Genomic DNA, 18,359 nt, shown 5'->3' on the forward strand with positions numbered 1-18,359 from the left:
TTTTTTGTTTCTGGGCATTGCAAGCATCCACAATAGGATTGACTGAGACAATGTACCTATTCCGCGCTGCAAATTGCACCTACTACACCCGCATCTGTCTGCCAAAATCGTTAAAAGACAGAGGCTTCCCGTTTGACATCAAGGTTTCGCTTCTAACTAAGTGTCGTTCCGAGGCTGTAGAACGTAACCTTGACGTTGCCCGAACCCTACGCCCGCTGGTTGCCGGTGTGACGCCTGATGAAACCGTGGCTGGCTTTAAGTGCTTGGTTGACCAAACTATCAACCAAATTCGCATCGGTTTTACCTCCCCTGACAAGACAACAGTTCCTATTCGGATAGCCAGCAAAGCAAGCGACGTTGAACTTCCGAAGTTGGTTGAAGTTCCGAAGCCGCCACCGGGTATCACATTGAGTGAAGCTTTGTCGCAATTTATCGCTTCAAAGGAAAAAGAGCCGGTGCGGCCACTGACGGTAAAACAGCTTAAACAGCGCATAGGGCACTTTATCACCTCCACCGAAGCGACAACGGTGTCCCAGGTTACCAGCGCAGAGGCACTCGTGTATCGGGATGTCTTGCTTGGCGAGGGGCGTAGTCATAAAACAAACAAAGAGTATATGGCTGCCTCTTCTCAGTTCTTCAAATGGTGCAAGCTGATGCTCTATACCACGATCAACCCCTTTACGGGTATTCCACTGGCTAAATCGTCGAGCACTGGCGATGGTTCAGCGCGGCAGCGCTGGCAAAAACACGAATTAAAGCGCCTGTTTCAGTCCGCTGAGTTTAAAGCAAAGGATGCCGCGTTTAAGTGGGCGACACTCTTGATGCTGTTCCACGGCCTCAGGCCTTCGGAGGTGTGTCAGCTAAGGGTTGAAGATATTTGTGAGCAAGATGGCATGATCTGTATCCGTGTCAGCTCAGAAGGGGTTGAACAGCGTGTCAAAACCGACAGTTCATACCGTCTTGTCCCGGTGCATGCCAAGGTTTTGTCATGGGGATTTCAAGATTATGTGTCTGAACTGAAGCAAGCAGGCCAGACACAGCTATTTTCTTACATCCCATTAGGGGAGAACAAAGACTGGTCTCGCCAATATTGCCAACAGCTTGCGAGGTTGCAGAATAAAATCGGTATGAAAGCGGGACAGCGACCGACTGCTTATTCGTTTCGGCATACCTTTGTTGATGAATTAAAACAACAAGAGGTAGATGAAAACATCGTTGCTCAGCTTGTTGGCCATAAAAACCAAAACATAACTTATGGCCGCTATGGAAAAAAATACAAACTTAGTGTCTTGAAGAAGTATCTGTCTCTTATCAACTATGGCTCTGATTGTACTGTGGATTTTTGACGCGCCTATATAAGCATTTGTATAAGTAGTTGTTTTTATTTGTGAAAACATTTAAATATTAGCAGTTTAGTATGTATTTCGCCCTTTGGAGCGTGCTAGCTTGTAGCCAAAGAATGATGAAAAGCGGCTCGAACCGCGGAGGTCAATGATGGCTCAATACACTTTTGCAGATTATGCTGCGCAATACCTCGCAGAGCGTCAATTTGAGGTCGCCCCCTCTACCCTGAAGTCAGTGAAGTCCAAAGTGAAAAACCTGGTTAGGCACTTTGGTAACAGGCCGATAGAGACAATAAGGCAATCAGATATCAAAGCCTGGAAAATCAAGGCGCACAAAAAGTTTGCCAATAAAACCATCAATGAACATTTCACGGTGCTCCGGGCTATTTTTAGCAGCGCTCAATGTGACGGCGTGATTGCCCGAAACCCAATGGACGGCCTGAGTAACTTAACGATTGAAACCGCAGAACCTCTGCCGTTCACCAAGTCAGAGCTTACCCTCTTGGTTACAGCGCAAACTGAATACCAAAGTGAGCAAAACTTGTGCCTAACCAGCTGTGCAACTGGCGGGCGGATTAGCGAGGCGATTGCGTTAGACTGGGACTGCGTTGATTTTGAACGTCGCCGGATTGATATCAATAAATGTAAAGTGCTCGGTGGGTATAAAGTACCGAAGACGGAATCATCCGAGCGAACCATTGAGATGAACCCGCATGTGATGGCCATTTTAAAACGGCAATATAAGCTAACAGGCCATCTCAAGCCCAAGCGGATAAAAGTGTTACAGGCGGACAATAAAACCCACAAGACCCTGTACGTTCGTCATGTATTTCTTAACACCAAGACAGGCAAACCGTTTATTGATTCGCGCCAGTACGCCAAAAGCTTTTTTACCCCTTTCTTGAAGGTGCTGGGCATTAAGCACCGAGGGCCGAACCAGCCCCGCCATACTTTCGCCAGTCATTGCCTCACTGCGGGGATAAGTAAAGAGTGGGTTGCGCGGCAACTTGGCCACGAAGATACCACTATGGTGGATAAACATTATTCTCGCTGGCTGAAGGAGGATGCCCCTAACTATGCAGGCCAGTTTTATGAATGCATGAATGATGTCTTTGGCGTTGTCGATAACCCTGTTGAGGAAACCCTAAGCCAGTCCGCTAGTAGATCAGCATCCTCATTGCCAAACCGCTCCTCCGAAACCTCATTGAGCCTGGTTGGACAGTTATTGATAGCCCTGGAACAAAATCCGGCGTTGGCCAGTACGCTTCAGCAGGCGTTGAACCTGTCGGGAGGTGCGCATGACTAGTTTTTTCATTTTGGCCGGAGACAGCCTCGACATGGGCCGCGCCCAAAAAGGGCGACGGTTGTTTAACCAGCTAAGCTATCGTCTCACTTTTAGCTGCGCAAAAGATGAGACGACAGCGGCTGGCAAGGGAGACCCCTTGACCCCAAGTTCGGCCCCCACCTCTACAGGAGGTAGGGAATGAAAACCATCCATGTTTTGTACCGTCATTTTAATCCTGATACGACGGCCAAGGGGGTTGCAATAATGAGCAACTCGCTGGGCCACACGCTGCGTATCCCTTCAAAAAAAGTTAAAGCGCCGGAGTGGGATGAATCGCTGGCGAAGGAAAATTTGCTGTGGTTTAACGGCATAACCGCGCCGCTTGATGATTATAACCTAGAGCAAAAACAAGCCATCTTAGAAGCGATTATGCCTGCCAGGAAAGTAAAAAATCAGGCACGACTAAAGACCCAGCGTAGGCAGCTGAAAGCCAAAATTAAAAAGGCGATGAAGGTTGAACGTCAAAAAGGCCATGAGGACGTGGCCGAGTTGCTGTGGGAGCTGTGGACGACACCCGATGATTGCCATATTCCTGCGGGCAAGGTAGCGCAATTAGACATGAAAACAATGGCGCGTCATCAGCAAAAAATGGGTACGATCAGAAAGTTTGTAGATGTGCATAACAAGCTGACCGGGGCCAGGCCCAACCAGAACGCCACTTATCTCCAGGAAGGGATCATTAAAATCCCTCACCGCTGGAACGTAGATAACAAAACCATTACGCCGCAGGACTGGCTGGACTTTACGGAAAAGTTCCTCACGCACTATTTTCCGAAATACCACATCCATGCCATGGCGGTGCATGCTGATGAGCGACTAAAAAATGAAGAAACCGGTACGCATTGTCACTATTTTTTGTCAGGGAAAGACCGTGTTTTTGGCAACTGGGATTTGCTGAAAACTCAAATTGAAGTGGTAAACCAATATACACGCGAGCAGAACAAACTGCGTGCTGCAAGAAATGAAAAAGAAGAAAAGCTTCTACCAGAAAATTGTGTGCTCACACAGGCGCAAATGGTGCTGCACGGCGAGCGGTTGCAAGCCATGTTTCGTGACTTCATCAACGAACACCTGCTGCACAAACGTGGGTTTCATGCAGAGATTGCTCCCGAAACCGAGCGCCAATCTGAGGAGTGTAAGAAAATGAACCGGCAAGTAAAAATGCCCAAGTCCAAGCGCAGTCATAATTACGCGACCCGCAAATGTGAGCTGGAAGAAAAGCGGCTGGAAAAGCTGAAGGTGGCAACCAAAGAGGCGGCCATCAGTCTTGCTGAGCTTGAAACCGCCAAGGCGCAACTGACCAGTGAGCACGCCTGGCAACAAGAGCAATTGATGCAACTTGAGCAGGATATTACAGAGAAAAAAGCAGAAATTGCAGACCAAGAGCAAGCCATCAAGACACTTGGTTTTGAATACTGCCGCATAAACACAATGACGGGAAAACTTAGGGGCGAGCTGAAACAGCTGCTGGGCGAGCTTATCCGGGAGGCATATATCGGCGTGGCGTACCAGCAGCGTGGCCTCGAGCATCAGGCAGAAGACTTTTTTCAGCGTCTGGCAGAACAGTTAGATAGCGAAATGTCGCTTGATTTACAGCCTCTGGTGCACAGTATTATCCATACAGTGTACGATGAGCGACGCGACAAGAGTCTTGAGGGTTGTGAGGTGGGCTATGACTAACCGGCTAAAACAGAGAGAGTCGTTTCTTTCGTTTATTTCGTTACTTTCTTTATTTCTTTTGTTTCTTACTTTCTTTAGTGCGCCGGAGGTGTGTAATGAGTGAAACTCAAATTGGCCGAACGCCTGAGGTGTCTGATGAAGCGATTATTCGTTCCGGTAATGCCTTGCTGCAACAAGAGCTGCTTACTCAGCAGAATGGTTCGCTGGAAGAAATTTGGACAGCGTTCAGGAACACTATGGTGAGCTTAAAGCAGACTTTGGTGCAAAGGAAAAAGAGCTGGAAATGTTAACCATGCAGTTAGAGGTTATTTCGAAAGAAAAGGAAAGGTTACTAAATGATCTGGTTAATCTAGCAGCAAAGTTACAAAAGCACTAAATGGACCATCTGAATTTATATGTATGATTGAAAAACTTCACGATCAAAGCCATCTTAACCAAATTTTATCAAATTAATGATAGCAACCAGTTAACATTAATAATGCGGTTAGGTAACTATTATTACATATTATCCATCTAAGAATAGTGCCTGCAAAAAAGAACCTTTTAGTATATGAATGATGAGTTTTCTATGGAAACCAACATGGAAAACTCATATCATATGCGGTCATTGTATGTTGTTGTTTTTAAATGTCAGTAGTCAATGTTATGCGGACTAACTAACATACTCAACTATCAAAACGAAAAATGACAAAAGGATGTATGTGTGATTAAGTTTTTGAATTTGCTTGATAAAAAACTAGAGCTAGCTTGTGAGGATTCTGACTTTACATTTTTCTTCAATTTGCTGGTCGTAGGCGAAGCTATTACAAAACTATCAACTTTAATTGTAGTCAGTAATGTATCTCCTTCCGTCGATCGTCATCAATATAGAATCCTACATGGTATTGTCCGCGCAAATGGTATTGGAGAATGGAGTAAAGCAATCGATGATTTACTTGTTGGACCTGCCTCTCAATACCTTTATCCTGAATTTCGACCATACCAAACTGAACTAACCAAAAAAGTTTCTAGTTCTGAATGGCAAGCTCAAGCTGTTGATAGTTTAATTAGTGCAATGACTACACTTGGTCTTGAAGCGTCTTCACCTTCAACAAAAAAAGACTTAAAATCGTGGTTTAAACTATTTACTGAATTACGAAATAAGACTCGTGGGCATGGTGCCATAACTAGTAATGAAAAGACATCTGATGCAGCTTACCATCTGGCAAATAGTATTAACTTAATTAAAAGTAATTCATCACTATTTAAAATTGAATCCGCTTATATAAAGAGAAATTTAAGTGGTAAATATCGAGTTAGTGATTTAGGTAATGGTACTGAAAACTTCGAACCACTAAAAAACAAAAAAACATATTCCCTATCTGACGGTTTATATGTTTTTATAGGTGATTTCAGGAAAATACCTTTAATAATAAGTGATTCTGAGCTTAATGACTTTTATATAGCTAATGGAAGTTTTTCTAGTAGTAAATATGAGCTTCTATCATATTATTCAGATAATAAGAAAAATAATAAGTCAGCTGAATATTTAGCACCAACAGGAAATCTTCCACCAAGTGAATCGGAAGGGCTTGGCGAACTCATAGCGAAAGGTAATTGCTTTACCAATGTTCCAACGTTAAACTATCAATATATTCAAAGGCAAGAGTTAGAGGACCAGCTTTATAATTTGCTTCTTGATGATAGAAGAACGATAGTAACTTTACTTGGTCGAGGTGGTATTGGAAAAACATCACTTGCGCTCAAAGTTATACCTAGACTCTACTCTGAACAGAGATTTGATTCCATAGTATGGTTTAGCTCTCGTGATATTGACTTAAAAGAAGGAGGGGCAAAATTAGTTTCTGCAAATGTTGTCAGCAACAAAGATATTGCTAAATATTACTGTAAGTTAGTTTTATCGAATGAAGAGTACAAGAAAAAAGGCTATGATTATATAAAATATTTTCAAGAGCAACTAACTGAAAGTGATATTGGGTCATGTTTATATATCTTTGATAACTTTGAAACTACAGAAAGTCCTATTGAAGTTTTTAAGTGGGTGGATACCTATATAAGAAATCCAAATAAAGTTCTTATCACAACACGTTTGAGGGAGTTTATTGGTGATTACCCTTTAAATGTTTATGGTATGACAAAAAATGAATCTTATGAACTTATAGAACTTACTTCTGAAGGGTTGGGAGTTAAATGTTACCTAACAGAAAAATTAAAAGAACAAATTTTTTCTGTTTCAGGCGGACACCCGTACATTATAAAAATTATGCTGGGAGAGCTTTCAAATAAGGGTATGAAAGGAGCGCTTCCTAAAATTGTAGCTGGTAATGAAGAGGTATTAACTGCCCTGTTTGAAAGAACTTACGCAGCACTAAATCCTTGTACGCAGAGAATTTTCTTGACTCTTTCTTCATGGAATTCAGCAATCCCTCGATTAGCGTTAGAAGCTGTGATGATGGCATCGATTGATAATTCTCATGATGTGGAAGATGCTATTGATACCCTCATTCAATACTCTTTGGCTGAAGAGCATAAGTCTAAATTAGATAATCAATACTTTATTGTTTTACCGTATACTGCGCTAGCATTTGGTCAAAAGAAAGTTCGTGTAAGCCCTCTGAAAAATATAATATCTTCAGATGTGAAAACGCTTCAAAGATTTGGTGTCACCAAGATAGAAAATGATCTTGCAATTTTATCACAACATATATCTAAGTTCTTATCTAGCCTAGACAATCATGAAAAGGACTTTAAACAACATAAAGATATTATAGAATGTATTGCATATTCTTATCATGATGCTTGGTTAATGGCTTCCGAATGGCTGGAAGAGTCTAATTCAAAATCTCTATTAGAAGAAGCTAAGCGATACCTTTTACTATTTTTGGAAACTGAGGCTGAAGAAGAAAAGAAAGTTACTGCCTGGTATCAGTTGGCCAGTATTGCTCGAAAATTAAAACTCCCATTTGATGAAATTCATGCTCTTACAGAGGCATCACAATATTCAATTGTTGAGTTCAGCGAGCTTTCTAACTTAGTTAATACTGTTAACCATCTTCTTAACAAACCTGAGTTTGTTATTGATGATCATGACGTTAAAAACGAGTTACTCAGTAAGTTATACGATACAGTACTTAAACGTAAGTCTGAAGGTGATGCAGTTGATTGTTCTAGGCTAGCATGGCTTGCATTACACTTAGATAAGAAAAATGATGCTGAAGATTTGGTTACACTAGGGTTAAAAATTGATAGATTTAATACATATTGCCTTAAACTCAATGAAAAACTGAGTAAGATATCATCAACTATTATCTGATAGAGAATGGATAATAGTATGCCATTATTTTTTAAGGTAAGCGCCTATTTCTCCCTGTATTAGCTAACCATTTGATATAGCTCCATTATCAACGGAGCTATATCGTGACTCGCTTCAACTATGGCAGGAACATCTGCAATGATAGCGGTCAGCTAGGCGTGTAGACAGTGGGGGCTAACTTGAAAGGTACGCCGATAAGCCAAGTAGGGCAAATACCGGTGCAACCTTGTTCAGTATCATGCTCTGCTGCCGGGCCAAGGGAGTGGAGCTTTATGCCTACCTGTGTTAGGTGCAGACAGAACTCCCACAGCGAGAAGCTCATTTGGCGGATACTGATGGATGATACAAATTGGTAGAGCCAAGCATAAAATCAGTTACTGTAAGCAATACAACTGGGCGCTTGTTGCGCGTGGTTTACTCTCCGTTTTGCTTGATGAACAAACCATCAATAGCTGAAATTGTACCGAATATTCTAGCGCTCGAGATCGCGGTTTCCAATACACTGATATAACTATCGAAACTGCTTTGATGGTGAATAACGTATTTACTATTCCATTTCTTTGTGGTCATGTTTATCCAAATAGCACGTCTCCTCGTTATGGAAAGAGACAGTTTTATCTAAGTTGTAATTCACAGTGAATACAATACGTTTCAATTTAGTCTGTTAAGATATATCTAGAGTGTGATCTTCATCATGTTCCCGCGAAGTGTATTTTATCATTTCATTAACATTGCAACGTGTTGATAAATATTATAATAAATAGTATGAAGGCTTAATTTAGGTAAATGTTGGGCTTTTGTTAATCATTCTACTGAATGATCACGTAAAGTTCAATACACCATTTCATTAACATTTTCCTTTTTGTAATTCATTGAATGTCCGTGTAAATTCAGCGCTGCTTGTGAGTACGTGAAAACATTTAACATCTCTAAGGTGTCAAAATTAACCTTTAATTATGACAAAATTAAAGAATTAATATGACAAATAATAAAGGTGTTTTATTTTACATTTATGTGACATTTGATTGTGGCTTATAGTCGTAAATGAGTAGCTAGAATGAAGAAACAAACCTTGTTGCTAGGTGGCACTGAGTTACCAGTATATATGTTAGAAAATGGAGAATATCGTTGGTCTATGCGCCAGGCGAGTTTAGCCGTTGGTTACAATGAGGGTTGGCTTGCAGATACAACAAGATCAGCCAAAGGTGTGTTAACAAAATTAAGAGCATATGGTTTTATAGGTAACATACAAAGCTATCGAAGTGGCAGTGTAGAGAGTCACTTGATTAAGACTGAAGACCTTATGGCCATGGTATGTTATGCGGCATTCATTGGCGAAAGAAAACCTGCTATAGCATTGTTGGCTGCATCAATGCACGAAACATTTGAACGAAGAGCCGACCGTGAATTTGGTGTAGTAAGAGATGAAGATGAGCGAGCTTTAAAATTTGAATTGCGCTTTGCGTCAATACTTCTTAACAAAGAACTAAAAATGGCTATCTCTATTTGGATAGATGATGCAAAGCATAATGGAACTTATGATGGGTATTTAAAATTAAATAAAATTAGGGGGGGAGAGCGAGGTGTATATGCTTCTGCATTAGGGCAAATTTATCAACGCGCATTCGCTATGAAGAAGGCTGAAATTAACCACCTTTTAGGAGCTAAGTCACATAAAACGCCTAAAGACATTTTAGATACGTTGCATTTAAGACGAGTTGCAAATATCGAAGAAATGGCAAATCATCGGATTCTAAATAAGGGAGATTCGCCTCTTCAAGCTATTAATAATGTGGCAGATTTTATGGGATTAATCCCAGAAAATCCTAGAGGGGGAGATCGGATTACATCTGATGAAATTCGACGATTTATGAAAAAATGAATAAAACTAGGAGAATAATTGCTTTCTTAAACCGGAAAGTGTTTATTTAAGTCGAGGGGCCAATTTCAACCATCTATAATCGAGTTGAGAGTCTTTTCTTTTAACGTAGTTGACTCTGATTTGAGTGACTATTTAACTAATTATATGAGTAGAATAAAAAGCGCAAAGGAAAGATATCATATCTTTTGCTCTAAAATGAGACACTACATTGACTTGGTATGTGATTTTCACTAGAGTCAATTGTATAACACAATTGTTAATCATGCTTGACTTGCACACTGTTACGCATTGATTTTAAACGGTTTATTTTTATTTCATGTCGCGGAGTCAGGGTTCAAATCCCTATCTCTCCGCCATTTTCAAGAAAACCGCTAATTGCTTAGCGGTTTTTTTTTGCCTGAGCTTTATGGATAAGCGAAGAGGCAGCACCATAAACTGCGACCCTATCGAAGCCCACTTATGATATCGGTTGAGTTATTTTCCGCATAAACATAGGTTCTGGTAATTTGTCCTTGCCAGAAATTACGCCCGCCTGCATTACGACTCTGGTGAGAATTCGAACCAGCATTAAGCTAACCCACTCCCCCTAATATTCCGTTGTTTGCTGCTGATGATATGGATTACGGCTCGCTCGGTATGACAGGCTCAGCAGAAGTCGATGGAAGAGATTATGCTAAAGCATATGGAAGACTTCAGCGATCCAATACTTGAGTTGTTTGCCAAGCGCAAAGACGCAGATTTTTTGGAAAGCCGTATGGAAGAGCTTCAAAATGAAGCTAAGCAGAAGAAGGTACACCGCCAGCTTAGCGGGGCTAAGAAGGGCCACTTAAGAGGCGATTGAGCCGTTCCGAATAAAGAGAGGAATACGGTAGCAGCGAAAGCTGTTGCCGAAATGCACTCTAATTTAATCTGGGATCTTGAAAATGAAAAAGATTATTCTGCCTCTTATATTGTTAAATACAGCTATAGCTCATGCCGAAGAAACAAGGATGGCACCGTTAGATGAGAGTAAACCCAATATTGTCGTGATTTACTCCGATGATCAGGGCTGGGGAGATGTGGGTTACCATGGTTATGATGATATTCGCACTCCGAATATCGATAAACTTGCCGCACAAGGTACCCAGTTTTCTCAAGCCTATGTCTCTGCATCAGTTTGCGGCCCATCTCGAGCCGGTTTGATTACAGGTGTCTATCAGCAGCGGTTTGGCTATTACAGTAACGGGAATGGGGCGTCAATTCCAAGGTCTCAGCCGACATTTTTAGAAATGATGAAATCCCAGGGATATACAACGGGTGTGGTCGGTAAATGGCATTTAGGCAGTAAGCGCGGGCACCCGGTTAATCGCGGGGCGGATTTTTATTATGGCTTCCTTAATGGCTTTCATGATTATGACAGGTCTGATACCAAAGAAGGCGGCAAACCAGGGCAATCGCCAATCTACCGTAATTTTAAGGTAGAGCCCCCGATTCAAAAAAACGATGGCTACCTGACGGAAATGTTTACCAACGAAGCGGTTGACTTTATCGAGCGCTCGGCAGAAAAGCCTTTTATTCTTTATCTTGCCTATAATGCGGTCCATCACCCATGGGGCGTGCCAGAAAGATACTTGGAACGCTTAAAGGATTTGGATGCAGGCGAAGAAAGAAAGCTATTTGCCGGTATGTTACTTGCCATGGATGATGGTGTCGGCGCTGTTATGGATACACTCAAAAATCAAGGACTGGACGAAAACACCTTGGTTTTCTTTATGAGTGATAATGGAAGCCCTCGTGAACAAGGTTTAAAGAAACCAAAGATAAAGCAGCGAGATCAGACGGTGATGTCGAGCCCAGGGCCGTTTAATGGGTTTAAAGGCGATACTTATGAAGGGGGAATTCGGGTTCCGTTTGTTATGAGGTGGCCTAATAAGATCCCCCAGGGGCTTATATACGATAAGCCCGTTATTAACTTAGATATTGCCGCCACAATGCTGGCGAGAACTGGTGTTACCACGACATCCGAAGGATTTGCTTTCGACGGTGTTGATCTATTGCCTTACATCACAGGTAAAACAGACAAAGAACCTCATCAGACATTGTATTGGCGTCGAGATGATGATTACGCTATTCGCCGTGGCAATTGGAAACTAACCTGGAATGACCAAAGTGGTCCGCAAACCATTCGTTTATTCAATCTTGATAAAGACCCCGGCGAATACGAGGATGTGAGCGGCCTTTACCCCGAGGTTGCACAAGACTTGCAGAACCAGTTTGATGCCTGGGATAGCAAGTTGCCGCCCAATTCTAATGGACGTACGGTAAGAAATCGTAATGAGGATTACCAAAAGGGAAGCCGGGTTGATGTGAGGAAGTTTAATGCCGAAGTACGTGCTAGAGAGTCCAAATAAAGCGACAATAAATATATAGAGCAAATAATTAGCTAGAGTTTTGATATATAAATCAAAAGAGGGCAGAAACGCCCTCTTGATTACAAAGTAAGAATTCTCTTACATTTACCCTCAATTTTGTGTTCAGCTTACGATGAAGCGGTCAAACTAACTTTCACTTGTTGATGCTGAAAGATAAACAGTGTCTTCACTATCACGGATTATACTTTCGTCGCGCTCTGTTGCTTTGTTAGCAGGGGTGATTTCTGCCTCACCACCAAAGTCTTCTTTTAGCCATTTGTTGAAGCCGTAAAGCATGATGAAAATGACAATCATCAGTGGTAGTGAGGTCACAATTGCCAGCGTCTGCACGGTATTTAGCGGCGCATCGATGAACATCATCGTGAGCGGTACGGCTGCAAGAATTACACACCAGAACAGGCGTAATGCTGTCGGCGGGTTGGCATTCTCATCTAGTTGGTTGGCTGCGGTTGCTGCCAACGTGAAAGAAGCCGAATCAAGTGTGGTTGCCAGGAACAAGGTAGACATCACAGCAAAGATAATGATGAACAGCGAGCTTGCCGGTAGCGTGTTAAGCACCGCGATAACCGTGGCTGAGCCGCCGTTTTCAGTGATTGAACGGGTAACATCAACGATTTCGCTAAGGTGAACATCCATGCTGAAGCTGCCCAAAACACCGAAGAAGATGAAACAACCCGCACTGCCGCCAATAACCATGCTGCCGATCACTTCTTTGAGTTTGCGGCCTTTAGATACCTTGGTAACAAACAGCGCCATGAACGGTACATAGGTCATCCAATATGCCCAGTAGAATACTGTCCATGAGGTTGGGAACGAACCCCCTTCGACTGGATCAGTCCATAGGCTCATGCGGATGAAGTTCTGTAGCATCAGGCCGTAACCATTGGTCATCTGGTTAATGATGAAAGAGGTTGGGCCCACGATAAGAATAAGCAGAACAAAAATCACTGCCAGCTTGGTGTTCATATCGCTGAGTTTCGCCATGCCTTTTTCAATGCCGACATAAGAGCTGACAGAGAATAGCGCCGTGATGAATAGCATCAGGCCAACGTTCATGGCAAAGCTGTTTTCAACACCGAGCAAATAGGCAATGCCTTCTGTCACCATAGGTACACTCAGACCCAGGGTGATCCCCATTGCACCGACACAGCTGAAGATAAAAATGGTATCAATAACCTTGCCGATAACCGGGTTGTAGAAGCGACCCATGATGCTTTCACATACCGCACTGAGCTTAAGCTGCGGGTTTTTCTTCACATGGAAAGAGTAAGCAACCGGTAGCGAGGCAATACAGTACAGCGACCAGGCGGAAATTCCCCAGTGGAACATGTTATAGCTGGTGGCCCATTCTGCAGCCATTGGCGAGTAAGGCTCTACGTCAAAAGGGGGTGACATGTAGTAGTAACCCCACTCGACAAACGCCCAATATACGGTTGCCGAGCCCAGTCCGGCACAGACCATCATCGCCAGGTAGGTAAACTGGGAGTATTCTGGCTTGTCGTCGCCAAGCTTGATTTCGCCATATTTGCCGAAGGCAATTTTGGCGAGGAAAATGACGCTAAAGAAGCCAAAGAAAAGGAAAACCTCACCAAACTGGTTTGTCAGGGTACTGAATAACTGGCTGGCTATCGCATTTCCTTGTTCAGGAAAAAGTGTCAGGCCAATAACAACAAAGAGAATAACCGACAGGCTTATTGCCATTAACGGTTTGTCTATTTTACGTTCACTGTTCATAACTAAAAATCCTTCTACACGTTTCTTATATTCGGTATTTATTGATCACGTCTTCACTCAGCTCGATACCAAGTCCCGGTGAATCCGGTACAGGTACGTAGCCTTGTGAAAATGGCAGTCGGTTACCCACGAGATCAGTAAATAAAGGACTGCTGCTCTGGGAGTACTCCATCAGCGTGCCGTGCTCGCAGGCGGCTAAAAAGTGGACCGAAGCCGCGAGCAAAATGCCGGTACTGAACCCATGGGGGACGAGCTGGGTACCGTGTAACTGGGCAAGATCGTAAATCTTCTTCATCTCGGTGATACCTCCGCAACGGGTGATATCAGGCTGGACGATGTCGACTTCAGATTGTTCTAGGAAGGACTTAAATTCATAGCGGGTCGTGAGTGATTCTCCGCCGGCTAGCTTAGGTTGGATCTGGCGAGACAGCCTTGAATAGCCGATCATGTCATCTGCCAGTACGGGCTCTTCGACCCAGTTTAGATTGAACGGCTCAAGGCGTTTGCACATCTGAGCGGCATGGCCGGTCGTGCGCCATTTGGAGGCCAGATCTATCTGTACTTCTATTTCGTCACCAACGGCTTCGCGCACATGGCGGACAATTTGGTAATCCGTTTCCGGATCATCGCCGAATACACCGCCGCCGAACTTAATACTGGTGAAGCCTTGGCGAACAAGGTTCAGGGCGATATCGCGGTTTTTCTCGGGCTGGCTATCTGGAATAAAGGTGCCGTAGGCACGGATTTGATCGCGGTATTTCCCTCCTAGCAGGGTATGGACCGGTACACCATAGAACTGACCGGCAATGTCCCATAGGGCAATATCGATAGCGCTGATGGCATGGATCCCTGCACCACGGCGTCCCACATAGTTGGATGCCCAGTACATCTTGTTCCACAGACGCTCGATTTCTAGCGGGTTCTCACCAATCAGCAATTCACGTAGCCCGTAGCAATACAGATTGGAGTGTGGTGTCTCGATACATGCTTTGACGACGGCAGGGGAGCTGTCTGCCTCTCCGACCCCGGTAACGCCTGCGTCGGTATGTACTTTGACGATGACAGCATCTTCCCCCCATTCGCAAGGCTGATCAGGCTCAGGTACTCTTAAGCAAATAACTTCTATATCTGTAATACGCACTGCTCAGTCCTTGGTTATTGTGGTTCGATACAAATGAGTTTTTCCAGACGCTGATCTTTTTGGTACAGCGTGCAGTAGGCGAAACCGATATCTTCGATGGCGGTTGCTTCACCCTGAACAACATTCTCCAGCGTGTGGAGGATCCGGTCGGCACATGAATGGATGCTGTCGGTTCCCTTCATGATCCCGCTGACATCAATATCAATGTCCTCGGTAATTTGGGCGGCATTACCGCTAACTCTGATCACTGGCACGATCGGGTTGTTGAACCCGGCACCGCCTGTGGTCCACAGGATCACCTGGGCACCCAGCGAGGCGAAGTGCATGCCTGAACCGCCGCAAAGATGCGTAGTTTCGGACAGGTACATACCCGGCTTGGTCGGGCGTTCGGTCATTTTGGCGTTGATCCTCAGTACATCCTGGATCGGACGGGTGCCGGTTTTGTGCAGTGCGCCAAGGGCTTTTTCTTCAAGTGTGGTCAGGCCGCCGACACTGTTGCCGATGCTCATGGTCTCGACATTGGTGCCTTCGATATGCCAGCGCTTCTCTTCTTCATTGATGAGGCGATCGATCTTGTCGGCGACGTCTGGAGTAACTGCTCGTTCGCGCAGGATGTCCTCACAACCGACAAGCTCGATAAGCTCACCGGCAATGCAGGTGGCGCCTTTATCTACTAGTAGATCGGCAGCGCGACCGACTGATGGGTTAGAGGCAATACCTGAACTGGTATCAGAACCGCCACATTTGATACCCACGACAAGTTCGCTGAGTGGAATAGGCTCGGGCTGGATTTGATCGGCATAAGCTGTCAGCTCTTTTGCCAGCTCGGTGCCCATTTTGATGGTGTTGCGCGTTCCACGTGATTTGATGATCGACAGTGTTTGTACTGGCTTTCCTGCATTGCGGATAGGATCGGCCAGGATCGCTGGATCGATACTTCCGCATCCCATGTTCAGCAGTAGGGCACCAGCCACATTAGGGTTCAGTGCGGCGCCAACCATAGTGCCGACCAGCTCTTCGTTACCACCGTACATACAAGTGTTGTAGTTGGTTACGACGACAGTGCCTGGCACTTTCTGGCTGATGGCACGGGCAATACCTTCTGCACATTCGTCAATGGCCAGGATGAGTACATGATTTCGGATCCCCGCGCGGCCGTCGGGGCGACGAAAGCCTGAGAAAAACTGCATTCGTTACTCCTCGATCTGCATTTGTTCAATGATTTGCTTGATGATCGGCTCTGGGATGTCTACCCGGGTACTGCGGACATTTTGTACATGTACCAACTCGCCGACCGGAATTGCCTTGATGGCAATGCCAATGTCGTAACCCGCTTTCTTGATTGCTTCCTGAGTCGAGATCGCGTTTACCGCGACTTTATTGCCGAACGTGATGGCTTGCTTGCAGGTCACAATGCCTTGTGCCCGGTTGCCGTCATCAATAATTTCAATCTGCTGTCCTTTTTCGACATCTGCGAGCAGGGTCGCCACGTTGTCATTCTGGGAAAGCAAAATTGCCTTGTTCAAAGGTGTGTCCATAAATCCTCATAGATTGTTCATTGTCGGACAATCGACAGTTGGCAATCTTAATGAGTAATTCCAAAATAAATGCGACACAAATCACCTTTTGTCTTATTTATTCATTTTTTGTATGATTGTCCGACAATCATCACGTTTTATTGATTATGCGAATTGTTGACTAATCCGGTAGAATTAAGGCAACTGCGGTATTCCGCTATCTGTAGATGTATGGAAAGATAATGAAAATCGTAAAACAGAGTTTAGAGGAGCAAGCCGCGGGCTATCTGCGTGAATTGATCCTCAGTGGAAAATACGGAATGGGCGAAAAGCTGGTGGAAAGTTCACTGGCAAAAGATTTGGAGTTGTCGCGCAGTACGGTGCGAATGGCACTCAATACCTTGGCTCATGAGGGCTTGGTGGTCCAGAAGCCTTATGTTGGTTGGCAGGTAATTAATATTACCGAGAATGACCTGTGGGAGCTGTACCATCTGCGTGTCGCTCTGGAAACGCGCTCTGCATGGCTGGCAGCTGAGCATATTACCGAAGAGGGTAAAATCCGACTGCGAGATTTAATGGATTATTATTTGCAGGTTGGCCGCAGTGAAGGTGTGACTTGTCTACAAATCAGTAAGCTTGAGCTGGAGTTGCACACGTTAATTATCGAGTTAAGTGGCAACATGCGCCTGCATCAGATTTATCGTAATGTCGCTAACCAAATGCTGATTTACTTTAACATCGATCATGCAAGCTATGATCCTGAGGAAAGTGCCCTGAGCCATGTGCCTTTGGTGGATGCTATTTGCGCCGGTGAAAGTGCCAAAGCATTAAAACTGGCAGAAGAGAATATTACCGTTTATTCCGTGATCGGGCATAAATTCAGAGAACAGCATTTGAAGAGCTATTCCGAGCAGCAAGATGAATAATAAGTAACTTGCAAGAGTCCATCCAGTTACAATAAATAAAGATAACTAGGGTGTATCCCTTAATTATTTGTACCATAGTCATTGGCCTACAAATTACGCAATTCATATTAAAAGATTGTATTCGCAGTCTGAATTAAAAAAACTATCACTAGTGTTGCAGGAGGCGTTATTGCCTCCTGCCTTTGCTAGCGATTTATCCACTATATTCAGAGTACTTGCTCAATTCTTTTTATACCTCCATCTCTATGCCATCAATATCAGCCTGTTTCACCAGCGATGAAATAAACTGGCTAATGGACTTGCGATATATTTGCTGTTCCAGATAATGGGCAATCCGCTCTTTTACCTGATCAAATGGCAGTGGCTCGGCCTCACCTCTGTGCTCAAGATAAAGCACATGAAAACCAAAGCGAGTGCTGATCGGTTTTTCATACAAGCCTGGGGCTGCTGTAAACATCACATCTTCGAGCTCAGCGACCGTATCCCCTTTGGTCACTTGTCCCAGGCTACCGCCGACATCTTTAGACGGACAAGCCGAGTATTGCCGTGCCAAATCAGGAAATTTCCCAGGACTTCTCTTTAAAATCGCGATCAGTACCTGAGCCAAACTTTTCATTTCTGCACGTTCTTGTTCATCATCCGGCGCTGCCAACAATAGAATATGCTTTGCTTCGAGTAACACCGGGCTGCAAAACTTATCTCTGTTGGCATAAAAATAATCTTTGCACTGTTGTTCATTGATCTGAGGTAGTTTGATCTGCTGCTCAAGCAGTTGATTGATCGCCTCTTCCTCACTTTTCTCGCCCTCTGAGTACAAAACTGAAATTCCGGCTGATTTCGCTTTTTGTAACAATAACTCGCGGATCACTAAGGCTTTAGATGTTGACTCAATAGCCTCTGCGACTGAACTTGATGGATGATGTTCCAGTTCTTTGGCTATGGCTTGTTCGCTGATGATCTCACCGTTGACCTTAATCTCCGCAATGGTTACCGGCTCTTGCCCGGATTGGTGGCTATTTGAGCAATGCATAATTTCCTCCCTGGTTGTTGGGTGATCCGGCGAAATA

Annotated in this window: 14 protein-coding genes; 9 read left to right on the top strand and 5 right to left on the bottom strand. The window is 44.0% G+C overall.

What is annotated here, in order from left to right:
• Nucleotides 1-50: 50 nt before the first annotated feature.
• From MD588_RS09710 to MD588_RS09745, 8 genes are all read left to right on the top strand, one after another.
• A complete protein-coding gene (locus MD588_RS09710) occupies nucleotides 51-1,346 on the top strand; it encodes a site-specific integrase (protein WP_265696951.1) in 1,296 nt (431 codons plus the stop codon).
• A 148-nt stretch (nucleotides 1,347-1,494) separates the two neighbouring features.
• A complete protein-coding gene (locus MD588_RS09715; RefSeq protein WP_265696952.1) occupies nucleotides 1,495-2,649 on the top strand; it encodes a tyrosine-type recombinase/integrase in 1,155 nt (384 codons plus the stop codon).
• A gap of 177 nt (nucleotides 2,650-2,826) precedes the next feature.
• Nucleotides 2,827-4,368 (top strand): hypothetical protein, encoded by a 1,542-nt coding sequence (locus tag MD588_RS09720; RefSeq protein WP_265696953.1) that lies wholly within the window; start codon nucleotides 2,827-2,829, stop codon nucleotides 4,366-4,368.
• A 95-nt stretch (nucleotides 4,369-4,463) separates the two neighbouring features.
• The gene (locus tag MD588_RS09725; protein ID WP_265696954.1) at nucleotides 4,464-4,658 is read left to right on the top strand and encodes a hypothetical protein; all 195 of its coding nucleotides are present in this window, start codon (nucleotides 4,464-4,466) and stop codon (nucleotides 4,656-4,658) included.
• 413 nt (nucleotides 4,659-5,071) lie between these two features.
• Nucleotides 5,072-7,681, top strand: a complete 2,610-nt coding sequence (locus MD588_RS09730; protein ID WP_265696955.1) for an NB-ARC domain-containing protein — start codon at nucleotides 5,072-5,074, stop codon at nucleotides 7,679-7,681.
• Nucleotides 7,682-8,738: 1,057 nt separating this feature from the next.
• Nucleotides 8,739-9,563, top strand: coding sequence for a hypothetical protein (locus MD588_RS09735; RefSeq protein ID WP_265696956.1), 825 nt, complete (start codon nucleotides 8,739-8,741; stop codon nucleotides 9,561-9,563).
• 670 nt (nucleotides 9,564-10,233) lie between these two features.
• Nucleotides 10,234-10,404 carry a hypothetical protein gene (locus MD588_RS09740; RefSeq protein ID WP_265696957.1) on the top strand — a complete coding sequence of 57 codons (171 nt, stop codon included), beginning with the start codon at nucleotides 10,234-10,236 and terminating at the stop codon, nucleotides 10,402-10,404.
• A gap of 82 nt (nucleotides 10,405-10,486) precedes the next feature.
• Nucleotides 10,487-11,953, top strand: coding sequence for a sulfatase family protein (locus MD588_RS09745; RefSeq protein ID WP_265696958.1), 1,467 nt, complete (start codon nucleotides 10,487-10,489; stop codon nucleotides 11,951-11,953).
• Between the two features lie 147 nt (nucleotides 11,954-12,100).
• On the opposite strand, the gene MD588_RS09750 is transcribed toward MD588_RS09745, so the two are convergent.
• Genes MD588_RS09750 through MD588_RS09765 form a run of 4 tightly spaced genes read right to left on the bottom strand, consistent with a single transcriptional unit; the run spans nucleotide 12,101 to nucleotide 16,387 of the window.
• A complete protein-coding gene (locus MD588_RS09750) occupies nucleotides 12,101-13,708 on the bottom strand; it encodes a BCCT family transporter (RefSeq protein ID WP_265696960.1) in 1,608 nt (535 codons plus the stop codon).
• 25 nt (nucleotides 13,709-13,733) lie between these two features.
• Complete coding sequence (locus tag MD588_RS09755; protein ID WP_265696962.1) at nucleotides 13,734-14,849, bottom strand: mandelate racemase/muconate lactonizing enzyme family protein; 1,116 nt, start codon at nucleotides 14,847-14,849, stop codon at nucleotides 13,734-13,736.
• Between the two features lie 14 nt (nucleotides 14,850-14,863).
• Complete coding sequence (locus tag MD588_RS09760; protein ID WP_265696964.1) at nucleotides 14,864-16,039, bottom strand: UxaA family hydrolase; 1,176 nt, start codon at nucleotides 16,037-16,039, stop codon at nucleotides 14,864-14,866.
• Nucleotides 16,040-16,042: 3 nt separating this feature from the next.
• Nucleotides 16,043-16,387: a UxaA family hydrolase gene (locus MD588_RS09765; RefSeq protein WP_265696966.1), complete on the bottom strand. Its 345-nt coding sequence runs from the start codon at nucleotides 16,385-16,387 to the stop codon at nucleotides 16,043-16,045.
• Between the two features lie 221 nt (nucleotides 16,388-16,608).
• On the opposite strand from MD588_RS09765, the gene MD588_RS09770 reads away from it, so the two are divergent.
• Nucleotides 16,609-17,292 (top strand): GntR family transcriptional regulator, encoded by a 684-nt coding sequence (locus MD588_RS09770; protein ID WP_265696967.1) that lies wholly within the window; start codon nucleotides 16,609-16,611, stop codon nucleotides 17,290-17,292.
• A 229-nt stretch (nucleotides 17,293-17,521) separates the two neighbouring features.
• Here MD588_RS09770 and MD588_RS09775 read toward each other — a convergent pair whose 3' ends face one another.
• Nucleotides 17,522-18,322, bottom strand: a complete 801-nt coding sequence (locus MD588_RS09775; RefSeq protein ID WP_265696969.1) for a peptidylprolyl isomerase — start codon at nucleotides 18,320-18,322, stop codon at nucleotides 17,522-17,524.
• Nucleotides 18,323-18,359 lie beyond the last annotated feature (37 nt).

It is taken from the genome of Photobacterium obscurum (genome assembly GCF_026191635.1).
In the GTDB taxonomy this organism is placed as follows: Bacteria; Pseudomonadota; Gammaproteobacteria; order Enterobacterales; family Vibrionaceae; genus Photobacterium; species Photobacterium obscurum.